Origin of the sequence: Altericroceibacterium xinjiangense, from assembly GCF_003958635.1 — a bacterium.
In the GTDB taxonomy this organism is placed as follows: domain Bacteria; phylum Pseudomonadota; class Alphaproteobacteria; order Sphingomonadales; family Sphingomonadaceae; genus Altericroceibacterium_A; species Altericroceibacterium_A xinjiangense.
In genome coordinates this window covers 281,946-296,930 of sequence record NZ_RSEK01000003.1, presented here as the reverse complement: position 1 = coordinate 296,930, position 14,985 = coordinate 281,946, and the positions used below count along the sequence as shown (strand labels likewise).

Below are 14,985 nucleotides of genomic sequence, written 5' to 3'. Positions count from 1 at the left end.
GCCTACCCGCGCCCGAGGAACGGGATCTTGTTCTGCACCACGATCCCTTCGTAGAAGTTCAGGTGGTCCGGAATGTCGGCCATATGGATTATCACGTCCGCGATATCCTTTGGATCGGCGGCAAGATCGTCCGGCAACTTGACCGCCCCCGGTGCGATCTCGGTCGCCACGATACCGGGATGGAAGATGGACACCGCGATATTGTCTTCCCGCCCGTCGATGGCGAGGGCGCGGGTGAGCCCGTCGAGCCCCCACTTGCTGGCTGCATAGGCCGGGCTGTTGGCGCGCGGCACCCGGGCGGAGATCGAGCCGATGTTGATGATCCGGCCGCGCCCCTTGCCCTTCATCACCCGCACGGCCGCGCGTGAGCACAGAAAGGCGGAGGTGAGGTTCGTCTCGAGCACCCGGTGCCAGAGTTCCAGCGCCATTTCATCGACAGGGGTGCTGTCCGCGATTCCGGCGTTGTTGATCAGCACGTCGACCGTGCCGAAGCGATCCACCGCTTGCTGGAAAAGGTTGTCCACCGCGACTTCGTCGGTGACGTCGGTGGCAACAGCCAGCGCTTGGCCGCCCATGCCCTCCAGCCGCTTCACCAGCGCATCGAGCCGTTCAGCCCGGCGGGCGGCAAGGACAACCTTCGCACCTTTCTCGACGAAAGAGACCGCGCACGCTTCCCCGATCCCTGAACTCGCTCCGGTCACCACAGCGACCCGCCCTTGCAAAACGCTCACCACATCCTCCTGCTTCCGATGTTCTTGTCGGGACTTAGCAGGCAGGGGCCAGAGGGCAAATCCTCAGGCGAAGCCCCGAAGCAGCAACAGTCGAGATTGTGAGTTTGGAGCTGCGCGAGCGGATCCTCGGCTACGGCCGATGTCGGCCTTAGCCGTCGGCGCAACACCGGTCGGTTTCCTGCATGTCTTTGAGGAAAGTGGTGGACGCACTTGGGCTCGAACCAAGGACCCGCTGATTAAGAGTTATCGACATAGGGGTCCAGAGCGATCCGGGTGCATCCAACACCCCGCAGAATATCGACGTTTCTCGTCCGGTTGGGTCCGGGGCGATCCGAAAGTATTTGCCCCTATGTGTTACCTTAGGTATCGTCCTTGGGACCCGCTTAGAGGATGAGGCCGATGACTTCTGTAGGTAACAAAGGTGGCGGCAAGCTGACCGACACCAAGCTGAAGGCTTTGAAGGCCCCCAAGATCGGACAGACCGAACACAGCGACAGCGATGTTCCTGGTTTGCGGGTCAGGGTCGGCAAGACCGGGGCGAAAACATTCATCCTGCGCAAGCGCGTGGGCGGCAAGATCAAGAACATCACGCTTGGGCGATATGGGCCGCGGTTCGGGATCGCAGAGGCTCGCAGGAAGGCGAGGGTACTCCTCAGCGATCTTGAAGCGGGCAAGGCGCCGCCGACGCCACAGCGGCGCGCGGAGGGCAGCGCCGGCACCATTAGAGCGCTCGTTCCCGCGTACCTTACCAGCAAGGCCCATCTGCGCTCGCACGGGGAAATCAAGCGCATCCTCGACGGCTATGTCCTGCCCGAAATCGGGGATCGGTTCGCCGACAGCGTGACCCGGGCTGAAATTACGGCACTGATTGACGGCATCGCGGAAAGCGCGCCGACCATGGCACGCGCAGTCCATGCCCAGCTGTCCGCCTTCTACACATGGGCGCTGCCGCGTCTGGATCGGCTGGACGCAAACCCGTGCCGGGATGCCGGCCGTCCGGGCAAGCCGAAGGCGCGGGATAGGGTGTTGTCGGATGCCGAACTGGCAGCGCTATGGCAGGTGGCAAGCGATGAACCCTCACCATGGGGGCCGGGGCTCAAGCTGCTAATGTTGACCGGCGCCCGGCGCGATGAAGTGTTTAGCGCCGATCGTGCGGAGTTCGACCTGAAGGCCAAGGAATGGATCATTCCAGCCGAGCGGGCGAAGAACGGTGTTCCTCACCTGGTCCCGCTGTCAGAGCCAGCGCTGCAGGTCCTGAAGCAGATCCCAGAGGTTGAAGGCAGCGAGAAGCTGTTCCCGGCGCGGAGCAATCCTAAGAACGGTCCGAGTGGCTTCAGCAAAGCGCAAGCGCGATTCCGTGAAACAATGGATTACAAGTTGGAGCGGGAAGGGGGAGAGCACTGGACCCTTCACGATATCCGGCGGACCGTCGCCACGGGACTGCAGCGGCTTGGGGTACGCTTCGAGGTGACGGAAGCAGTCCTGAACCATGTAAGCGGGGCGCGGGGAGGGATCGCGGGCGTTTATCAACGCCACGACTGGAAAGTGGAAAAGCGGGCTGCGCTGGATGCTTGGGCGCGGCACCTGGAGGGAATCGTGAAGGGCGTGAACGCGACCAATGTGGTGGCGATCCATGGCTGACACGAAACGAGACCCTTCGGTCGGCGCGGAGTGGCTTGCCTGGTGGGCGCTGCAAGGTGATGAGCCGTTGGAGTGCGTGCTCGACTACCTCGAAGAAGCCGAGGAGGAACTGGGTAAGTTGATCGCTGAGAATGATCGCCTGAGCCGCGCCGATGACAACTTTCTCTCCGGATTACACCTCGTCCTTATCGGCCTCGCCGGTGCAATCAGAGGTGAAGGGGAGACAGTCTACAAGCTGGAGTTCAAGCGCGCGCGGCGGGGCAAGCCGATAAACACGCACGAACGCGCGCTGCACGGCCGCAAAGTGGCCGGCTGGGTCGAGTCCGAGATATCTGCCGGAAAACAGCAAGAGCAGGCGGTACTCGAGGCAGTGGAACTGTTCGACCTAAGCCGAGCAGAGATTTTTTCCTGGTTAGCCAGCCGCCGGCGGTGGCTAGCGTCTCGAAATTCGTCGAATAACCAAGACTGAACACTTGATGCGCGGCGTCCAGATGCCGCTAATGAACATGGCCGGACCTTCAAAAAAGAGGAACGGCGATGACTACTCTCCTGAGACTAGACGCGGTGAAAGAGCGCACAGCGCTTTCCCGCAGCCGCATTTATGAACTGCTCGAGCGGGACCAGTTCCCGCGGCCCGTAAAGCTGTCCGGCAGGCTCAATGCCTGGCCGGACCACGAGATCGACGCCTGGATCATGGCGCGGATCGCTGAGCGGGAGGGGGCATAATGGAAACGAAAAACCCCCACGCCAACGGCGCAGGGGCTTCGGATGTAGTTGGTCGCTACGCGAAGCCTGATAGCACCTGGAGCGGTCTTCTCGCAAGCTTCCGTCTCGCCAAGGCTGAGATGGATCTGCACTGCGCGCGTGAGCCCCAAGATGGTCAGCACGAGGCGTACGAAGCTGAGACTAGCCGCCTCTGCGATATCCACACCGAGGCGCTCAACCGCCTGTTGCTCACCCCTTGCCGCAACCCGCAAGATCTAGGCTCCAAGATCGCTGTCATCGTCGAGGAAGAGATCCACGACGGCTGGTACATGGCGAGCCCGATCATGGCCCTTTTGACGGAGGATGCGCGACGCATCCTGATCCTGGAGGCGCAGTCATGAGCGCGCCGATCAAACTGCCCCCGATCTTGGGATTCATCATGGGCGTCCCAGTCGCCCCGCGCGAGGCGGTGGAGCGGACGATACAAGCTGCAATCGACGCGCTGGACGCGATCGACGGCGACCCTGATCTTGAGCCTGATGGCGATGAAGCCGACGGAAGCGGTGCAGAGGATGAGCCCTGCGCATGGTTCCTGACGATGGATCGCGGCCCCGGCTGCACCACGGCCGATCCGGACAACGACCAGGACGAACGCCTTTTTCCTGAATATCCTCTCGACCAGACGGCAGGCGCGTTCCCGATCGAGGATGCAGACGACCGCCAACTGATGCGACCGCACCGGGATCGGATCAGGCAGGCGAGTTGCCGCACGCTGGAGCGGGAGGACGTTTGCGGGCGCAAATATCGGCTCGAAGGGGGCGACCGATGAGCGCCAATGTGATCCGCCTGCCCACCGCCGCACCCTCTTTCTACACGGTCCGGCGAGCGCGAGGCGCGTGGATCGTTGAGATTGTCACGCCTTCGCGACCCCAGGCGCTACGCACCGCCGTTGCGAGTTCGTCCGACCGTGAAACAGCGGTCACTTACGGACGAAAGGCCGCAGAACAGACCGGGCGTGGGTTCAAGCTGAATGAACCCGGGGAGGCCGATCAATGACGGCGCAACCACAAGCGGCAGACTTCGACCTGCCTGAAGAATGGCGCGTGCCGTTCGCACTGGGCTTCAGCGTATTTCCTATCCCGTTCAGGCGCAAGAAGTCAGCCATTCCGTGGAAGCAATTCCAGAGCGAGCGTGCATCCCTCGACACAGTTCGGAAGTGGGCTTCACGCCCGTCCAATGTGGGCATTGTGACCGGGGCTGTTTCCGGCATTCTGGTCCTCGACCTGGACAGCGAGGAAGCGGTCGCGGAGGCGGAGCGGCGCGGCATTCCCGACACGCCGACGGTTCGAACGTCCAAGGGAAAGCACGTCTACTTTCAGCACCCGGGCGGCACGATCGGCAACCGCACGGGACTGCTGCCGGGATGGGATATTCGCGGAGACGGCGGCTATGTCGTCGCGCCGCGGAGCGTACACCCCTCCGGCTTCACCTATGCCTGGGAGAACCCGCCGGGACTATTCGACCTCGCGCCCGCCCCGGAATGGCTGCTGACTCTGCTGGATATCGGTGGGCAGACCACCTGTCACCATATGGTTACGGCTGGGGCGGGCAACGTTCGCCCGTTCCCGGTCAATCCGGCTGGATCTTGGGCAGAGGCTGCGCTGCGAAACGAAGCGGCGGCGCTTGCAAGCTCGCCAGAAGGGAGGCGCAATCAGGCGCTGAACAATGCGGCATTGAAGCTAGGGCAAATCGTCGCGGGCGGGCACCTGGACGAGAACGAGGTCAAGCGGCGGCTTCACGCGACGGCCGCCGCGATCGGGCTTGATGCAGACGAGATCGGCCCGACGATCGACAGCGGCTTCGCCAAGGGACTGACGGAGCCGCGCGACCCGCCCAAGCGCCAACACGTGCGACCGCAAGGTACCTCTTCTGGCGAGCGCGGCGTGACCCTGCAGGACTTCCGCGCCTACATGCCGGCGCATTCCTACATCTTTGCGCCCTCTGGTGAGTTCTGGCCTGCCTCCAGCGTCAACTCCCGCATTCCCCCCGTTCCGCTGGTGAATGCCGCAGGCGAGCCGGTGGTCGACAAGAAGGGCGACCAAGTTGAATTGTCGGCTAACCAGTGGCTCGACCGGAACCGTCCGGTTGAGCAGCTGACCTGGGCACCGGGGGAACCGCAAGTCGTCAGTGGCCGGCTTATCTCCGATGGCGGCTGGATCGATCGGCCCGGCTGCAGCGTTTTCAATCTCTACCGTCCGCCGGTCGAGATCCACGGCGATCCCGGCAAGGCTGGACCGTGGATCGAGCACGTCCGGCAGGTCTATCCCGATGATGCGGAACACCTCATCTGCTGGCTGGCGCATCGCGTCCAGCGACCCCAGGAGAAGATCAATCACGCGATCGTCATGGGCGGCGCGCAAGGGATCGGGAAGGACACGATCCTTGAGCCGGTTAAGGCAGCGATCGGCCCGTGGAACTTCGCCGAAGTCTCACCGCAGCACATGCTCGGCCGCTTCAATGGTTTCGTGAAATCGGTGATCCTACGCGTCAGCGAAGCCCGTGACTTGGGCGACGTCGACCGCTTCGCCTTTTACGATCACCTGAAGACCTACACGGCCGCTCCGCCGGACGTGCTGCGCGTGGATGAAAAGCACGTTCGCGAATACAGCGTGTTCAATGTCTGCGGCGTGATCGTCACGACCAACCACAAGACCGATGGCATCTATCTGCCAGCCGATGACCGGCGGCATTATGTCGCCTGGTCCGATTGCACCCGCGACGCCTTCCCGGCCGACTACTGGACCCGGCTGTACCGCTGGTATGCTGAAGGCGGGATCGGGCACATCGCGGCCTATCTCGCCGCGCTGCCGATCGATAGCTTCGACGCCAAGGCTCCGCCCCCGAAGACGCCGGCGTTTTGGGACATCGTTTCCTCGAACCAGGCGCCCGAAGATGCAGAACTAGCCGATGCACTGGACACGCTGGGCTCACCGGATGCCGTTACTGTGCCATCCATAGCAGCAGCAGCGCACCCGGAGTTCACCGCCTGGCTTGCTGATCGCCGGAACAGTCGCCGGATTCCGCATCGCCTGGAGGAGTGCGGATACGTCGCCGTTCGCAACCGCCATGCGAAAGACGGCCTGTTCAAGGTGGGTGGGAAACGCTGCGCGATCTACGCGCGGAAGACGCTGTCGCCACGCGACCAGATCACCGCTGCCGAAGCACTGGCCGGGAGGTGAAGTCAGTGAAGTCAGTGATCCACCATTTAAGCCCTATCAACTCTAGATCCCTTAACCTCCTGATTTTCAACAAAGCGTACGCACACGTGGGAGAGGAGTGGAGAGATAATGCGCGATCACTGACTTCACTGACCACACTGACCACCACCAAGCACACCCCCCGTACCAAAACCTTTGAATTGGAGGTTAGCATGACCACTGCTGGCCCACCGTGCGCACCGAAAGCAAAAAACAATGGGGGGACCTTCCCCCGGAAAGGTTCGACATGGAACTGATCGAGGGCAGCGCAGGGCGCCCGCCCGAACCCGACTGGCAGGAAATCTTTCCCGGCAGTGATGCGGCAGCCGATCGGGCGAATGCGTCGAGGTACTGGAATTCAGCCGCCGACGAACTGCAGCGAGACGAAAAGCTATCGATCGTGAACGCGCATGCGCTGCAACGGCTGGTGATCGCATACGTCACCTATGATCGGGCGGCGGCAAAGGTGGCCAGCGAAGGCGCGATCGTGCCGGCCCCGAAGACGAAGACCCCGATGCATTCGCCGTGGTGGACCGCGATGCAGGCGGCAAGCCGGATGGCGACGGCAATCGAGGGCGAGTTGACCATTTCACCCCGGCGGCGGGCGAGCGGCGGCAAGGTCGCCAAGCCCAAGCGGAAGCCAGGCGCAGCCGATCAATATCTGAAAAGCGTACCAACGAAGGAAAAGAACGATGACTGAGGAAGAGTTCGCGCGTGTCCGGCCGGTAATCGAAATGGCTCAACGCCTGCACGGGTCGCTGCACGAAAAGCTGGTGGAGCGTGGCGTTGAACCGATCGATGCGCTGATCGCCTCGCTCTACGCGACACACGACCTGGCCAGCAAACTGCACGGCAATCCCATCGCGGCTGTCGAATGGATGCGGGACGCAATCGATACGATCGAGCGGCAGCTGCTGGCGGCGAGGCACTGATGCAGAGGCGCGGGATGCTCCGGGTCTATGCGATGGCCCGCCCGCGCCGGCCTGCTTTGGAGCGGGTGGCTGTGATCGAAGCGGCCGGTGATCGCGGTTCCGCTTCCTGTCGAGCCACCCGCCTCGCGGAAACCGTGGCAGCGGAGGCAATGCGGCGCATCGATGCTGATCCGGCCGAAGCCATGATCGCGGCGCTGCGACTGCTCGATCCCTCTGCTGTCGACATCCTGGCGGCCGATGCGGAGATTGATACCGCTTCCCTGATCGTTGCCGAGCGGGTGAAACGCTTGGAGGCGCGAGGCGGGCAACGTCTGCCCGAACGCGAATGGCGGCACGAAGACCGGGCCACGGTGGAAGCCGTCGCCTCCGTCCTGGCCCGTCGTTATCGCAAATATCTTCAAGCCGGGTGAGATTGTTGACCTAAACCGGTTTTTTGTCAGCGCAGGGGTGGAATTGTCTCTTCAACATCTCTGGAGGGACGACGTTTTGAAAAGCTACCACATTCCGCCCACTCCCCGCGCGCTCCAGCGTGGGCTTCTGGCCGTTCGAGCCCAGGCACCGCGACCGGGGAACATCACTTCGATCGAAGACCTAAACGCGGCGTTCACGAATTTTAAGGCTCACTACGATGAGCGGCAAAACCGTATCGAAGCGGCGCTGGACGAAGGCGCTGTGCAGAGCGCGGCGCTAAAGCTCAACGGCATCGGCGGCGAAATCTCGCCGGAGCCCGAATACACCAAGACCTTCGCGGCCTATTTTCAGAAGGGGTCGACCGAAGCCGAGGCAACGCTGAAGGAAGCGAACGCGCAAGGCACCCGAGCGACCATTCAGGCGGCCATGTCCGTTGGCGACAATTCGAGCGGAGGCTATCTCGCTCCGGTCGAATGGGATCGCAAGATCCTGAAGGAACAGTTGGCTCGCAGTCCGATGCGGCGCTTGGCTACGGTCAAGCAGACCGGTGTCGGAGCTTACACTACCTTGTGGAACGCCGGCGGCTGGGGTTCGGGCTGGGTCGGTGAAACTGCGGCACGTCCTGCAACCGAGACTGCAGACCTTCGGCCGCTCGAGTTCGCGACTGGGGAAATCTACGCCGAGCCTGCGGCGACGCAGCGCCTGTTGGACGATTCCGTGTTGAACGTCGAAGACTGGCTCGCAACCGAACTGTCGGACGAGTTTGATCGGCAGGAAGGTATCGCCTTCCTGGCTGGCGATGGCGTGAACAAGCCCCGCGGGCTTCTGACTTATGTCACCGGCGGCGCGTCGGATGGACAGCACCCGGGCGGCAACATCGTCAGGTTCAACAGCGGCAGCGCAACGGATATTCCGACCGGAGACACGCTGGTGGACTTCAAGTACCAGCTCGCCGCGCCGTACCGGCAGAACGCAAGTTGGCTGATGAACAGCCAGACGGCCGCCTACATCGCGAAGATGAAGGACGGCCAAGGTAACTATATCTGGCGCGAAGGTTTGATCGCCGATGAACCGCCGCGCCTTTTGGGGCGCCCGGTTGAGATAGACGAAAACATGCCGAATATTGCGGCCGCCGCTATGCCGATCGCGTTTGGCGACTTTGCGGCCGGATACCTGATCAACGACCGCATTGGCATCCGCGTGCTGCGCGATCCCTTCACCAACAAGCCGTTCGTGAAGTTTTACACGACCAAGCGCGTCGGCGGTGGGGTTCGAGACCCCCGCGCGATCCGTCTCCTGACGATCGCAACTGCCACGTAAGAGTCAGGCGTGAGGGCGCCTAGGGGCGGCGGCGGTTGTTCCTTTCTGCCGTCGCCCCGCACCTCGCATGATAGGAGGCCAAGCCGATGAACGAGCTTGTTCGCCGCCAGGCAGCGACCCAAATGACGATGGCCCGGTATCGGGGAAAGGCTGCGGATTGGCGGACCGGGATCACCTGCCTGCATCTGGCGCGATTTCACCTGAAGCAGATGGGACACAAAGTCCCGACCATCCCGCGCATCCGGAGCGAGTTCGCCGCGGTGCGTGAGATGAAAAAGCGCGGCTGGTCGAACGTCGCGGAAATGCTCGATGCCACCCTGCTGAGGATCACGCCGGCGCAAATGCTGATGGGCGACTTGGCTGTCGTTCGGAGCACGGATGGGATCGGCGCAATCCTGGTCTGCGCCGGGCCGCGCAAGTTGCTTGGCTGGCGCGAGGATGCGCCAGAAATGGTCACGCTCGACGTTACCTTGGATCAACTGGACGGAGCATGGCGGACATGAAGGCGGTGAAGACAATCGGGATGATCGCTGGCGCTGCCGCGTTGATCGCAACCGGCGTCGGCGCCTTTGCTGCAGCCGGCATGGCAACCACTGTGGCTGGCGGTGTCACGCTCGGTCAGATCGCCGCGATCGGCTCGATGCCGGCTCCCGCAAGTGCCATCGGACTGCAAATCATCGACAGGGCACCGCCCGTCAACTTCGGAGTAAAACATGACGCTGATGAACGGCCTGGCGATGGGCGGCCGAGCGCGCATCTGGACGGATACCGCGTGGACCGATCCCCACACTGGGAAGGTGATTGGCTACGGCGCGAAAGCATTCGAGACGCCGCTCTTTCCGTCCATCGTGGCGATGACGACAGTCGGCGGCGATCCGAACCGCATCATGGAGAAGATCGGAAGCAAGCTTTCGCTTATGCTGGGTGGCTTGCTGGAAGCCTGCGAGAATGCGTTGCGGGAGTTCGTCACGGTGCAGCCGGGAATCGCCTTGGCGCGGCTCCTGGTGGCGGGCTGGTGCTACGAGACGGATAGCGCCCGGCTATTCCTTATCCACTCTGAGGATGGAACGGATGCGAACGGGAACACCTGGCCTGCATTCGCCGCGCAGGAAATCAGCGACGTCGTTAGCAGCGAGGCTGCAAACCCCAAGGTGCGGGAAATCGTCGCGAACGGCTTAACCCCTGATGCCATGCTGCGGATTGCGGAAATTCAGCGGGCGCATCCGATCGACTGTGAAAAGCCGGGCATCGCGCCGTACTACGGGATCGGCGGAACGCTGCTGGAGCATGAGGTGACGCGGGCGGGCGTTACAACGCGCGCTGTGAAGGAGTGGGGTGAGCCGGTAAAAAGTGCGATCTGCGCCGGCTAAACCGTCTTCGCGAACAGTTCCTCCACCCGCTCACCTGTGCGGGAGACTGCCCTCCACTTTCGGTAAATGTGGGGCTCATCAGGGCCTTCTACTTCCTTCAGATTCACAACGGTCCAGCCCCGCTTGGACGGCGGTAGCCCGACCACCCCAAGTCCGCGGCGCGAAAGTGTCAAGCTGAGGATCTTGTCATCGGCAGTATCCAGCTTCTCAGCCCCGCGTGGTTCGAGTTCAATGCTCCAGCCGTGGATCTTCGTTGCAAACCCGCGCAGATCTACGCTTTCGCAGACCGGCCAGTCAGATTCGAGATCCAAGATCACGGCGATACTGAAGTCATTATCCTGGCCGATGACCACCGGGCGATCAATATCGTGAACAAAGGCGAAGTCGCCGGGCTCGAGATCACGGGCGCGGACGATCGATATGTTTTCGACAGGAAGCATCGCATATTCATTCCGGAATAAATCCACCCGCACAAGGGAAAGCCCACTCGAGCGGGGATTTACCGGGGGAAAGCGGTTCAGTGCGCATCGCGCCCGGGGGTAGCTTTGGCCATCGCCTCGATCGCTGCGAGGCTCTGCTGTCGCTTGTGCCGCGCAACATACCAATCTGTGAAAAGCATCTCGATTAACCCCAGGAGTTGTTCCGCCTCCTGGGGTTCAACATCAACGATTACGCCGTTCACCTCGGTCATGTGGGCGCCGATGTTGCCCTTGTCTTTCAGCACCCTCATTGCGGCAATGGTTTCGGGCTCAACTCCCTTCGGAAGCTCATCGACCTGTAGCTTCTGCTCTAGCTTCTCAATTTCCTGGTACAGCGTTCGCTCGCGAATCTTGCAGAAATCGCGGATCATCGCTTGCAAACAACGGCGCGCCAATGTTGCGGACGACTTGGGGCTTAGATCGACGATCAACCAAGCCTCATTGTAGTCCGCGAGCATTGCCGCTGGAACGCCCTCCGGGAATGGCTTGCCACAGGTTTTTGGATAGACTCTTTGTCCGAAAATCTGATCTCCGGTAGATCGATAGCCAAACTCACCATACGCACCCGGATGGGCGACAACGTCCACCGTCAATCGGTTGCAGTTTTCGTTAGCACACCGGACGACGCCGCAAGTCACCTCAATGGACTTTCCCTTCGCCCCCATTTCGTGAGATTTCCCGGGCTCAAGCACAAGATCGCCCGACGCAGATGCGCCGTCCGTGGCAACTTGAACGGTCCCGCAGTGGGGGCAGGTGAAGTTCACGTCCGCCCGCTTTCGCGCGAATCGTTACCTAGCCGGATACCTTGGAGCTGCGCTGCCAATCTCCACCTCCGCTAAGTCTTTGAAAAATGGTGGACGCACTTGGGCTCGAACCAAGGACCCGCTGATTAAGAGTCAGCTGCTCTACCAACTGAGCTATGCGTCCACTTGCGGCTAACCGCGGCCCGACGAATCGTCGGGAGACGCCCATATAGCGCCCCCTCAGCCAAAGAAAAGGGGGCAAACGGATTGTATCAGCCGTAACTTGGAGGGCGGGCCTGACGGCTCCAGCGGTCGATCATCATCAGCGTGCCGATACAGATCATGTTGGTCAGCATCGATGATCCACCATAGCTCATGAAGGGCAGGGGAATGCCCACGACCGGAGCAAGTCCCATCACCATCATCGTGTTGATCATGACATAGAAGAAGATCGTCGCCGTCATCCCGGCAGCCATCAGTCGGGAGAATCGATCTGGCGCGTTGCGCCCAACTCGCATCCCCCAGCGCAACACCATCCCGAATATCAGCAGGACGAACAGCCCGCCGGCAAGGCCCCATTCCTCAGCCATGGTGGCGAACACGAAGTCGGTGTGCGCTTCGGGCAGATAGTTCAGATGGCTTTGCGATCCATTGCCGAACCCCTTGCCGAACACTCCACCCGAACCGATAGCGATTTCCGACTGCGTGATGTGGTATCCGGTCCCCAGCGGATCGCTTTCCGGATCAAGGAAGGTGGTCACGCGCTGGCGCTGATAATCATGCAGCCCAAAGAAGTAGAGCAGCGGAGCGGCAATGGCTGCCATGACCCCGCCGGCAATGAACCACTTCATCGGAAGCCCCGCCAGGAACATCACGATCACGCCGACGAAGGCAATGGAGATGGTCGTGCCCAAATCCGGCTGCAGCAACACCAGGGCGATGGGTATGCCCATCAGCACCGCGGCGGGAACGAGGGCGCGCCAGCTGCCCACCAGTCCGGCGGGAAGCGAGTGGTAGAAGCTGGCCAGAACCAGCACGATGGCTGGTTTCATCAGCTCCGAAGGCTGGAGGACAATCGGGCCCAGGTTCAGCCAGCGCTGGCTTCCGCCCTTCACGGCACCAAGGACTTCCACCAGCACGAGCATGCCAACGACGATGCCGTAAACCGGGTACGCCGCCAGGAACACGAGATCGCGCCGCAGAAGGGACATACCGAATGCCAGCACGAGGAACACCGAAAAGCGGACCAGCTGAGCAAAAGCATAAGGCTGGAAAGATCCGCCAGCGGCGGAATAGAGGACCAGCGCTCCGAAACAGGTCAGCGCGACAAGTGCGAAGATTATGCGCCACGGCAGCAACGCCAGCGGCGCGGGGACGAAAGACAGATTCACTAGGTCAGCTCCGGCCGCGGCGAGATGGCGCGCGTGATAGGCGTTTCGGGCTCACGTCCCGCACGCGCTTCGGCGTCGACCTTTTGCTGTGCTATCACATCCTGATCCGGGGGAGGGGGTAGATCGACGCCTGCCGCGGACGCGAAGGCGGCGTAACGGGACGCAAGCCGTTCCTGCGCCGTTCCGCCCCATTCCTTTTCCAGTTCGTGAAGCTTTTCCAGAGCTGTCGGAGGGTCGAACAGATAGGTCATCACATCGCGCGCGACCGGATAGGCCGCGCCCGATCCGCCGCCGTGCTCGATCACCACCGCTCCCGCATAACGGGGATTGTTGAACGGAGCGAAGAAGATGAACAAGCCATGATCGCGGTACTTCCACGGACCGGTCTTGCCAGAAGAGACGCTTAGGCTGACGACCTGCGCCGTTCCCGTTTTCCCGGCCATCAGAACGTTCTCGATCGGGAGCTTGGCCCGGCCGGCGGTGCCGGGCCCGTTTACCACGTCGCTCATCGCGTTGCGAATGGCGGCGATGTGTTCGGGCGAGAAGTTCATGGATTCGAAATTGGGCTTGGTCTTGTCCATCAGCAGGCGGGGCATGACCACCTTGCCGGTGGCAAGCCGCGAAGCCATGACGCCCAGCTGCAACGGACTGGCCAACATGTAGCCTTGGCCAATAGTGGCGTTCACGGTGTCGTAGGTCTGCCACTCCCGCTCATACTTCTTCAGCTTCCACGCAGGGTCTGGAACGGTGCCGTAGAACTGGCTTTCGACAGGCAACGGGAATTCCTGTCCCATGCCCATACGGCGGGCCATCGCCGCGATCGGGTCCATCCCGATCTTTTGCGCGAAGTAATAGAAATAGACGTCGCAGGACTGGTAGATGCCCTTCGCCATGTTCACGGCCCCGTGACCGCGGCGGTTCCAGCAATGGAACACACGGTTACCGACACGGAGTCCGCCCGTGCACAAGGTGGTCGCCTCCGGATCGAGGCCCGCTTCCAGAAACGCGGTCGCAACCATTGGCTTGACGGTCGACCCGGGAGGATAAAGTCCTTTCAGCACCTTGTTGCGCAGCGGCACGCGTTCGTCGTCCGCCAGCATCTTGTACTCGACCCGGCCAATCCCTTGGGAAAAACTATTGGGATCGAAGCTTGGCGCGGACGCCATGCAGAGCAGGTCGCCGGTGACGCAGTCCATGACCACGACCGACCCCGACTCCTTGCCGATCCGACGCGTCGCGTAATCCTGAAGCGGGCCGTCGATGGTCAGCTGGATCGGATCGCCCTGAACGTCCTCGCGCATTTCCAGGTCGCGCACGACCCGGCCGGCAGCGGTAACTTCGGACCGGCGCGCGCCCGGGGTGCCGCGCAGTGTCTGTTCGAACTGCTTTTCAAGCGCGCTCTTCCCGATGCGGAAGCCGGGGGTCAGGAGCAGAGGGCTCGGCTCCTCGTCATATTCTTCTTCCGAAGCCGCACCGACATAGCCGAGCAGGTGCCCTACAGATGGGCCGGTAGGGTAGAACCGGGAATAGCCTCGTTGCGGGACCACTCCCGGAAGATTGGGCAATCGGACGCTGACCGCGGCGAACTTGTCATAGCCAAGCCCTTCGGCAACTTGCACGGGTTTCGATCCCGAAGCCTCGGCCACTCGCTCGCGGATATCCTGCACATCTGCAGGTGGAAGATCCAGCAGGCGTCCGAGGATTGCGATCTCCTTGTCGGGATCGACTAGCCGCTCCGGAATGACATCGATGCGGAAGTCCGCACGATTGGATGCCAGTGGTGATCCGTTGCGATCGAGAATCCAGCCGCGCCGCGGCGGAATCAGCGACAGATTCACGCGGTTACTTTCGGACTCCAGTTCGTATTTCTCGTTTTCTGCAACCGTGATGTAGCCCATGCGGGCAGCCAGCAGCAGGCCGACCCCGCCTTGTACGGAGCCTACAAGAAAGCTGCGGCGAGCAAAGTCGTTGCGCAGCGCAGTCGATGTAACAGTCTTGGTCATGC

The 14,985-nt window shown here is 61.9% G+C and carries 17 protein-coding genes and 1 tRNA gene; 12 read left to right on the top strand and 6 right to left on the bottom strand.

Annotated elements, in window-relative coordinates:
* Positions 1-2 precede the first annotated feature (2 nt).
* Positions 3-731 carry an SDR family oxidoreductase gene (locus tag ELY13_RS05405; RefSeq protein ID WP_126172863.1) on the bottom strand — a complete coding sequence of 243 codons (729 nt, stop codon included), beginning with the start codon at positions 729-731 and terminating at the stop codon, positions 3-5.
* A gap of 399 nt (positions 732-1,130) precedes the next feature.
* On the opposite strand from ELY13_RS05405, the gene ELY13_RS05400 reads away from it, so the two are divergent.
* The 12 genes from ELY13_RS05400 to ELY13_RS05345 all read left to right on the top strand — a co-directional run bounded on the left by ELY13_RS05400 (position 1,131) and on the right by ELY13_RS05345 (position 10,367).
* Complete coding sequence (locus ELY13_RS05400) at positions 1,131-2,372, top strand: tyrosine-type recombinase/integrase (protein ID WP_164549701.1); 1,242 nt, start codon at positions 1,131-1,133, stop codon at positions 2,370-2,372.
* Complete coding sequence (locus tag ELY13_RS05395) at positions 2,365-2,841, top strand: hypothetical protein (protein WP_126172861.1); 477 nt, start codon at positions 2,365-2,367, stop codon at positions 2,839-2,841. The genes ELY13_RS05400 and ELY13_RS05395 overlap by 8 nt, the downstream gene beginning before the upstream one ends.
* A 68-nt stretch (positions 2,842-2,909) precedes the next feature.
* Entirely contained in the window at positions 2,910-3,098 is a 189-nt protein-coding gene (locus tag ELY13_RS05390; RefSeq protein ID WP_126172860.1) for a helix-turn-helix transcriptional regulator, read from the top strand.
* A complete protein-coding gene (locus tag ELY13_RS05385) occupies positions 3,098-3,478 on the top strand; it encodes a hypothetical protein (protein WP_126172859.1) in 381 nt (126 codons plus the stop codon). Before ELY13_RS05390 ends, ELY13_RS05385 begins: the two co-directional genes overlap by 1 nt.
* Positions 3,475-3,906, top strand: coding sequence for a hypothetical protein (locus ELY13_RS05380; protein WP_126172858.1), 432 nt, complete (start codon positions 3,475-3,477; stop codon positions 3,904-3,906). The genes ELY13_RS05385 and ELY13_RS05380 overlap by 4 nt, the downstream gene beginning before the upstream one ends.
* A 223-nt stretch (positions 3,907-4,129) precedes the next feature.
* On the top strand, positions 4,130-6,316 hold the full coding sequence (locus ELY13_RS05375) for a bifunctional DNA primase/polymerase (protein WP_126172857.1): 2,187 nt from the start codon (positions 4,130-4,132) through the stop codon (positions 6,314-6,316).
* Between the two features lie 265 nt (positions 6,317-6,581).
* A complete protein-coding gene (locus tag ELY13_RS05370) occupies positions 6,582-7,034 on the top strand; it encodes a P27 family phage terminase small subunit (protein WP_126172856.1) in 453 nt (150 codons plus the stop codon).
* Positions 7,027-7,266: a hypothetical protein gene (locus ELY13_RS05365; RefSeq protein WP_126172855.1), complete on the top strand. Its 240-nt coding sequence runs from the start codon at positions 7,027-7,029 to the stop codon at positions 7,264-7,266. The genes ELY13_RS05370 and ELY13_RS05365 overlap by 8 nt, the downstream gene beginning before the upstream one ends.
* 14 nt (positions 7,267-7,280) lie before the next feature.
* On the top strand, positions 7,281-7,676 hold the full coding sequence (locus ELY13_RS05360; RefSeq protein WP_126172854.1) for a hypothetical protein: 396 nt from the start codon (positions 7,281-7,283) through the stop codon (positions 7,674-7,676).
* A gap of 37 nt (positions 7,677-7,713) precedes the next feature.
* Positions 7,714-8,997: a phage major capsid protein gene (locus ELY13_RS05355; RefSeq protein WP_206435983.1), complete on the top strand. Its 1,284-nt coding sequence runs from the start codon at positions 7,714-7,716 to the stop codon at positions 8,995-8,997.
* 86 nt (positions 8,998-9,083) lie between these two features.
* Positions 9,084-9,500 carry a DUF6950 family protein gene (locus tag ELY13_RS05350; protein ID WP_126172853.1) on the top strand — a complete coding sequence of 139 codons (417 nt, stop codon included), beginning with the start codon at positions 9,084-9,086 and terminating at the stop codon, positions 9,498-9,500.
* Positions 9,501-9,710: 210 nt separating this feature from the next.
* Positions 9,711-10,367, top strand: a complete 657-nt coding sequence (locus tag ELY13_RS05345) for a hypothetical protein (protein WP_126172852.1) — start codon at positions 9,711-9,713, stop codon at positions 10,365-10,367.
* Here the strand turns inward: ELY13_RS05345 and ELY13_RS05340 are convergent.
* From ELY13_RS05340 to mrdA, 5 genes are all read right to left on the bottom strand, one after another.
* Positions 10,364-10,807 carry a hypothetical protein gene (locus ELY13_RS05340; RefSeq protein WP_126172851.1) on the bottom strand — a complete coding sequence of 148 codons (444 nt, stop codon included), beginning with the start codon at positions 10,805-10,807 and terminating at the stop codon, positions 10,364-10,366. The two genes, ELY13_RS05345 and ELY13_RS05340, sit on opposite strands and share 4 nt — an antisense overlap.
* 77 nt (positions 10,808-10,884) lie before the next feature.
* The gene (locus ELY13_RS05335; protein WP_126172850.1) at positions 10,885-11,610 is read right to left on the bottom strand and encodes a DUF4145 domain-containing protein; all 726 of its coding nucleotides are present in this window, start codon (positions 11,608-11,610) and stop codon (positions 10,885-10,887) included.
* 87 nt (positions 11,611-11,697) lie between these two features.
* Positions 11,698-11,773: transfer RNA gene (locus tag ELY13_RS05330), tRNA-Lys, on the bottom strand.
* 88 nt (positions 11,774-11,861) lie between these two features.
* Positions 11,862-12,980 (bottom strand): rod shape-determining protein RodA, encoded by a 1,119-nt coding sequence (gene rodA / locus ELY13_RS05325; protein WP_126172849.1) that lies wholly within the window; start codon positions 12,978-12,980, stop codon positions 11,862-11,864.
* Entirely contained in the window at positions 12,980-14,983 is a 2,004-nt protein-coding gene (mrdA, locus tag ELY13_RS05320; protein ID WP_126172848.1) for a penicillin-binding protein 2, read from the bottom strand. The genes rodA and mrdA overlap by 1 nt, the downstream gene beginning before the upstream one ends.
* Positions 14,984-14,985 lie beyond the last annotated feature (2 nt).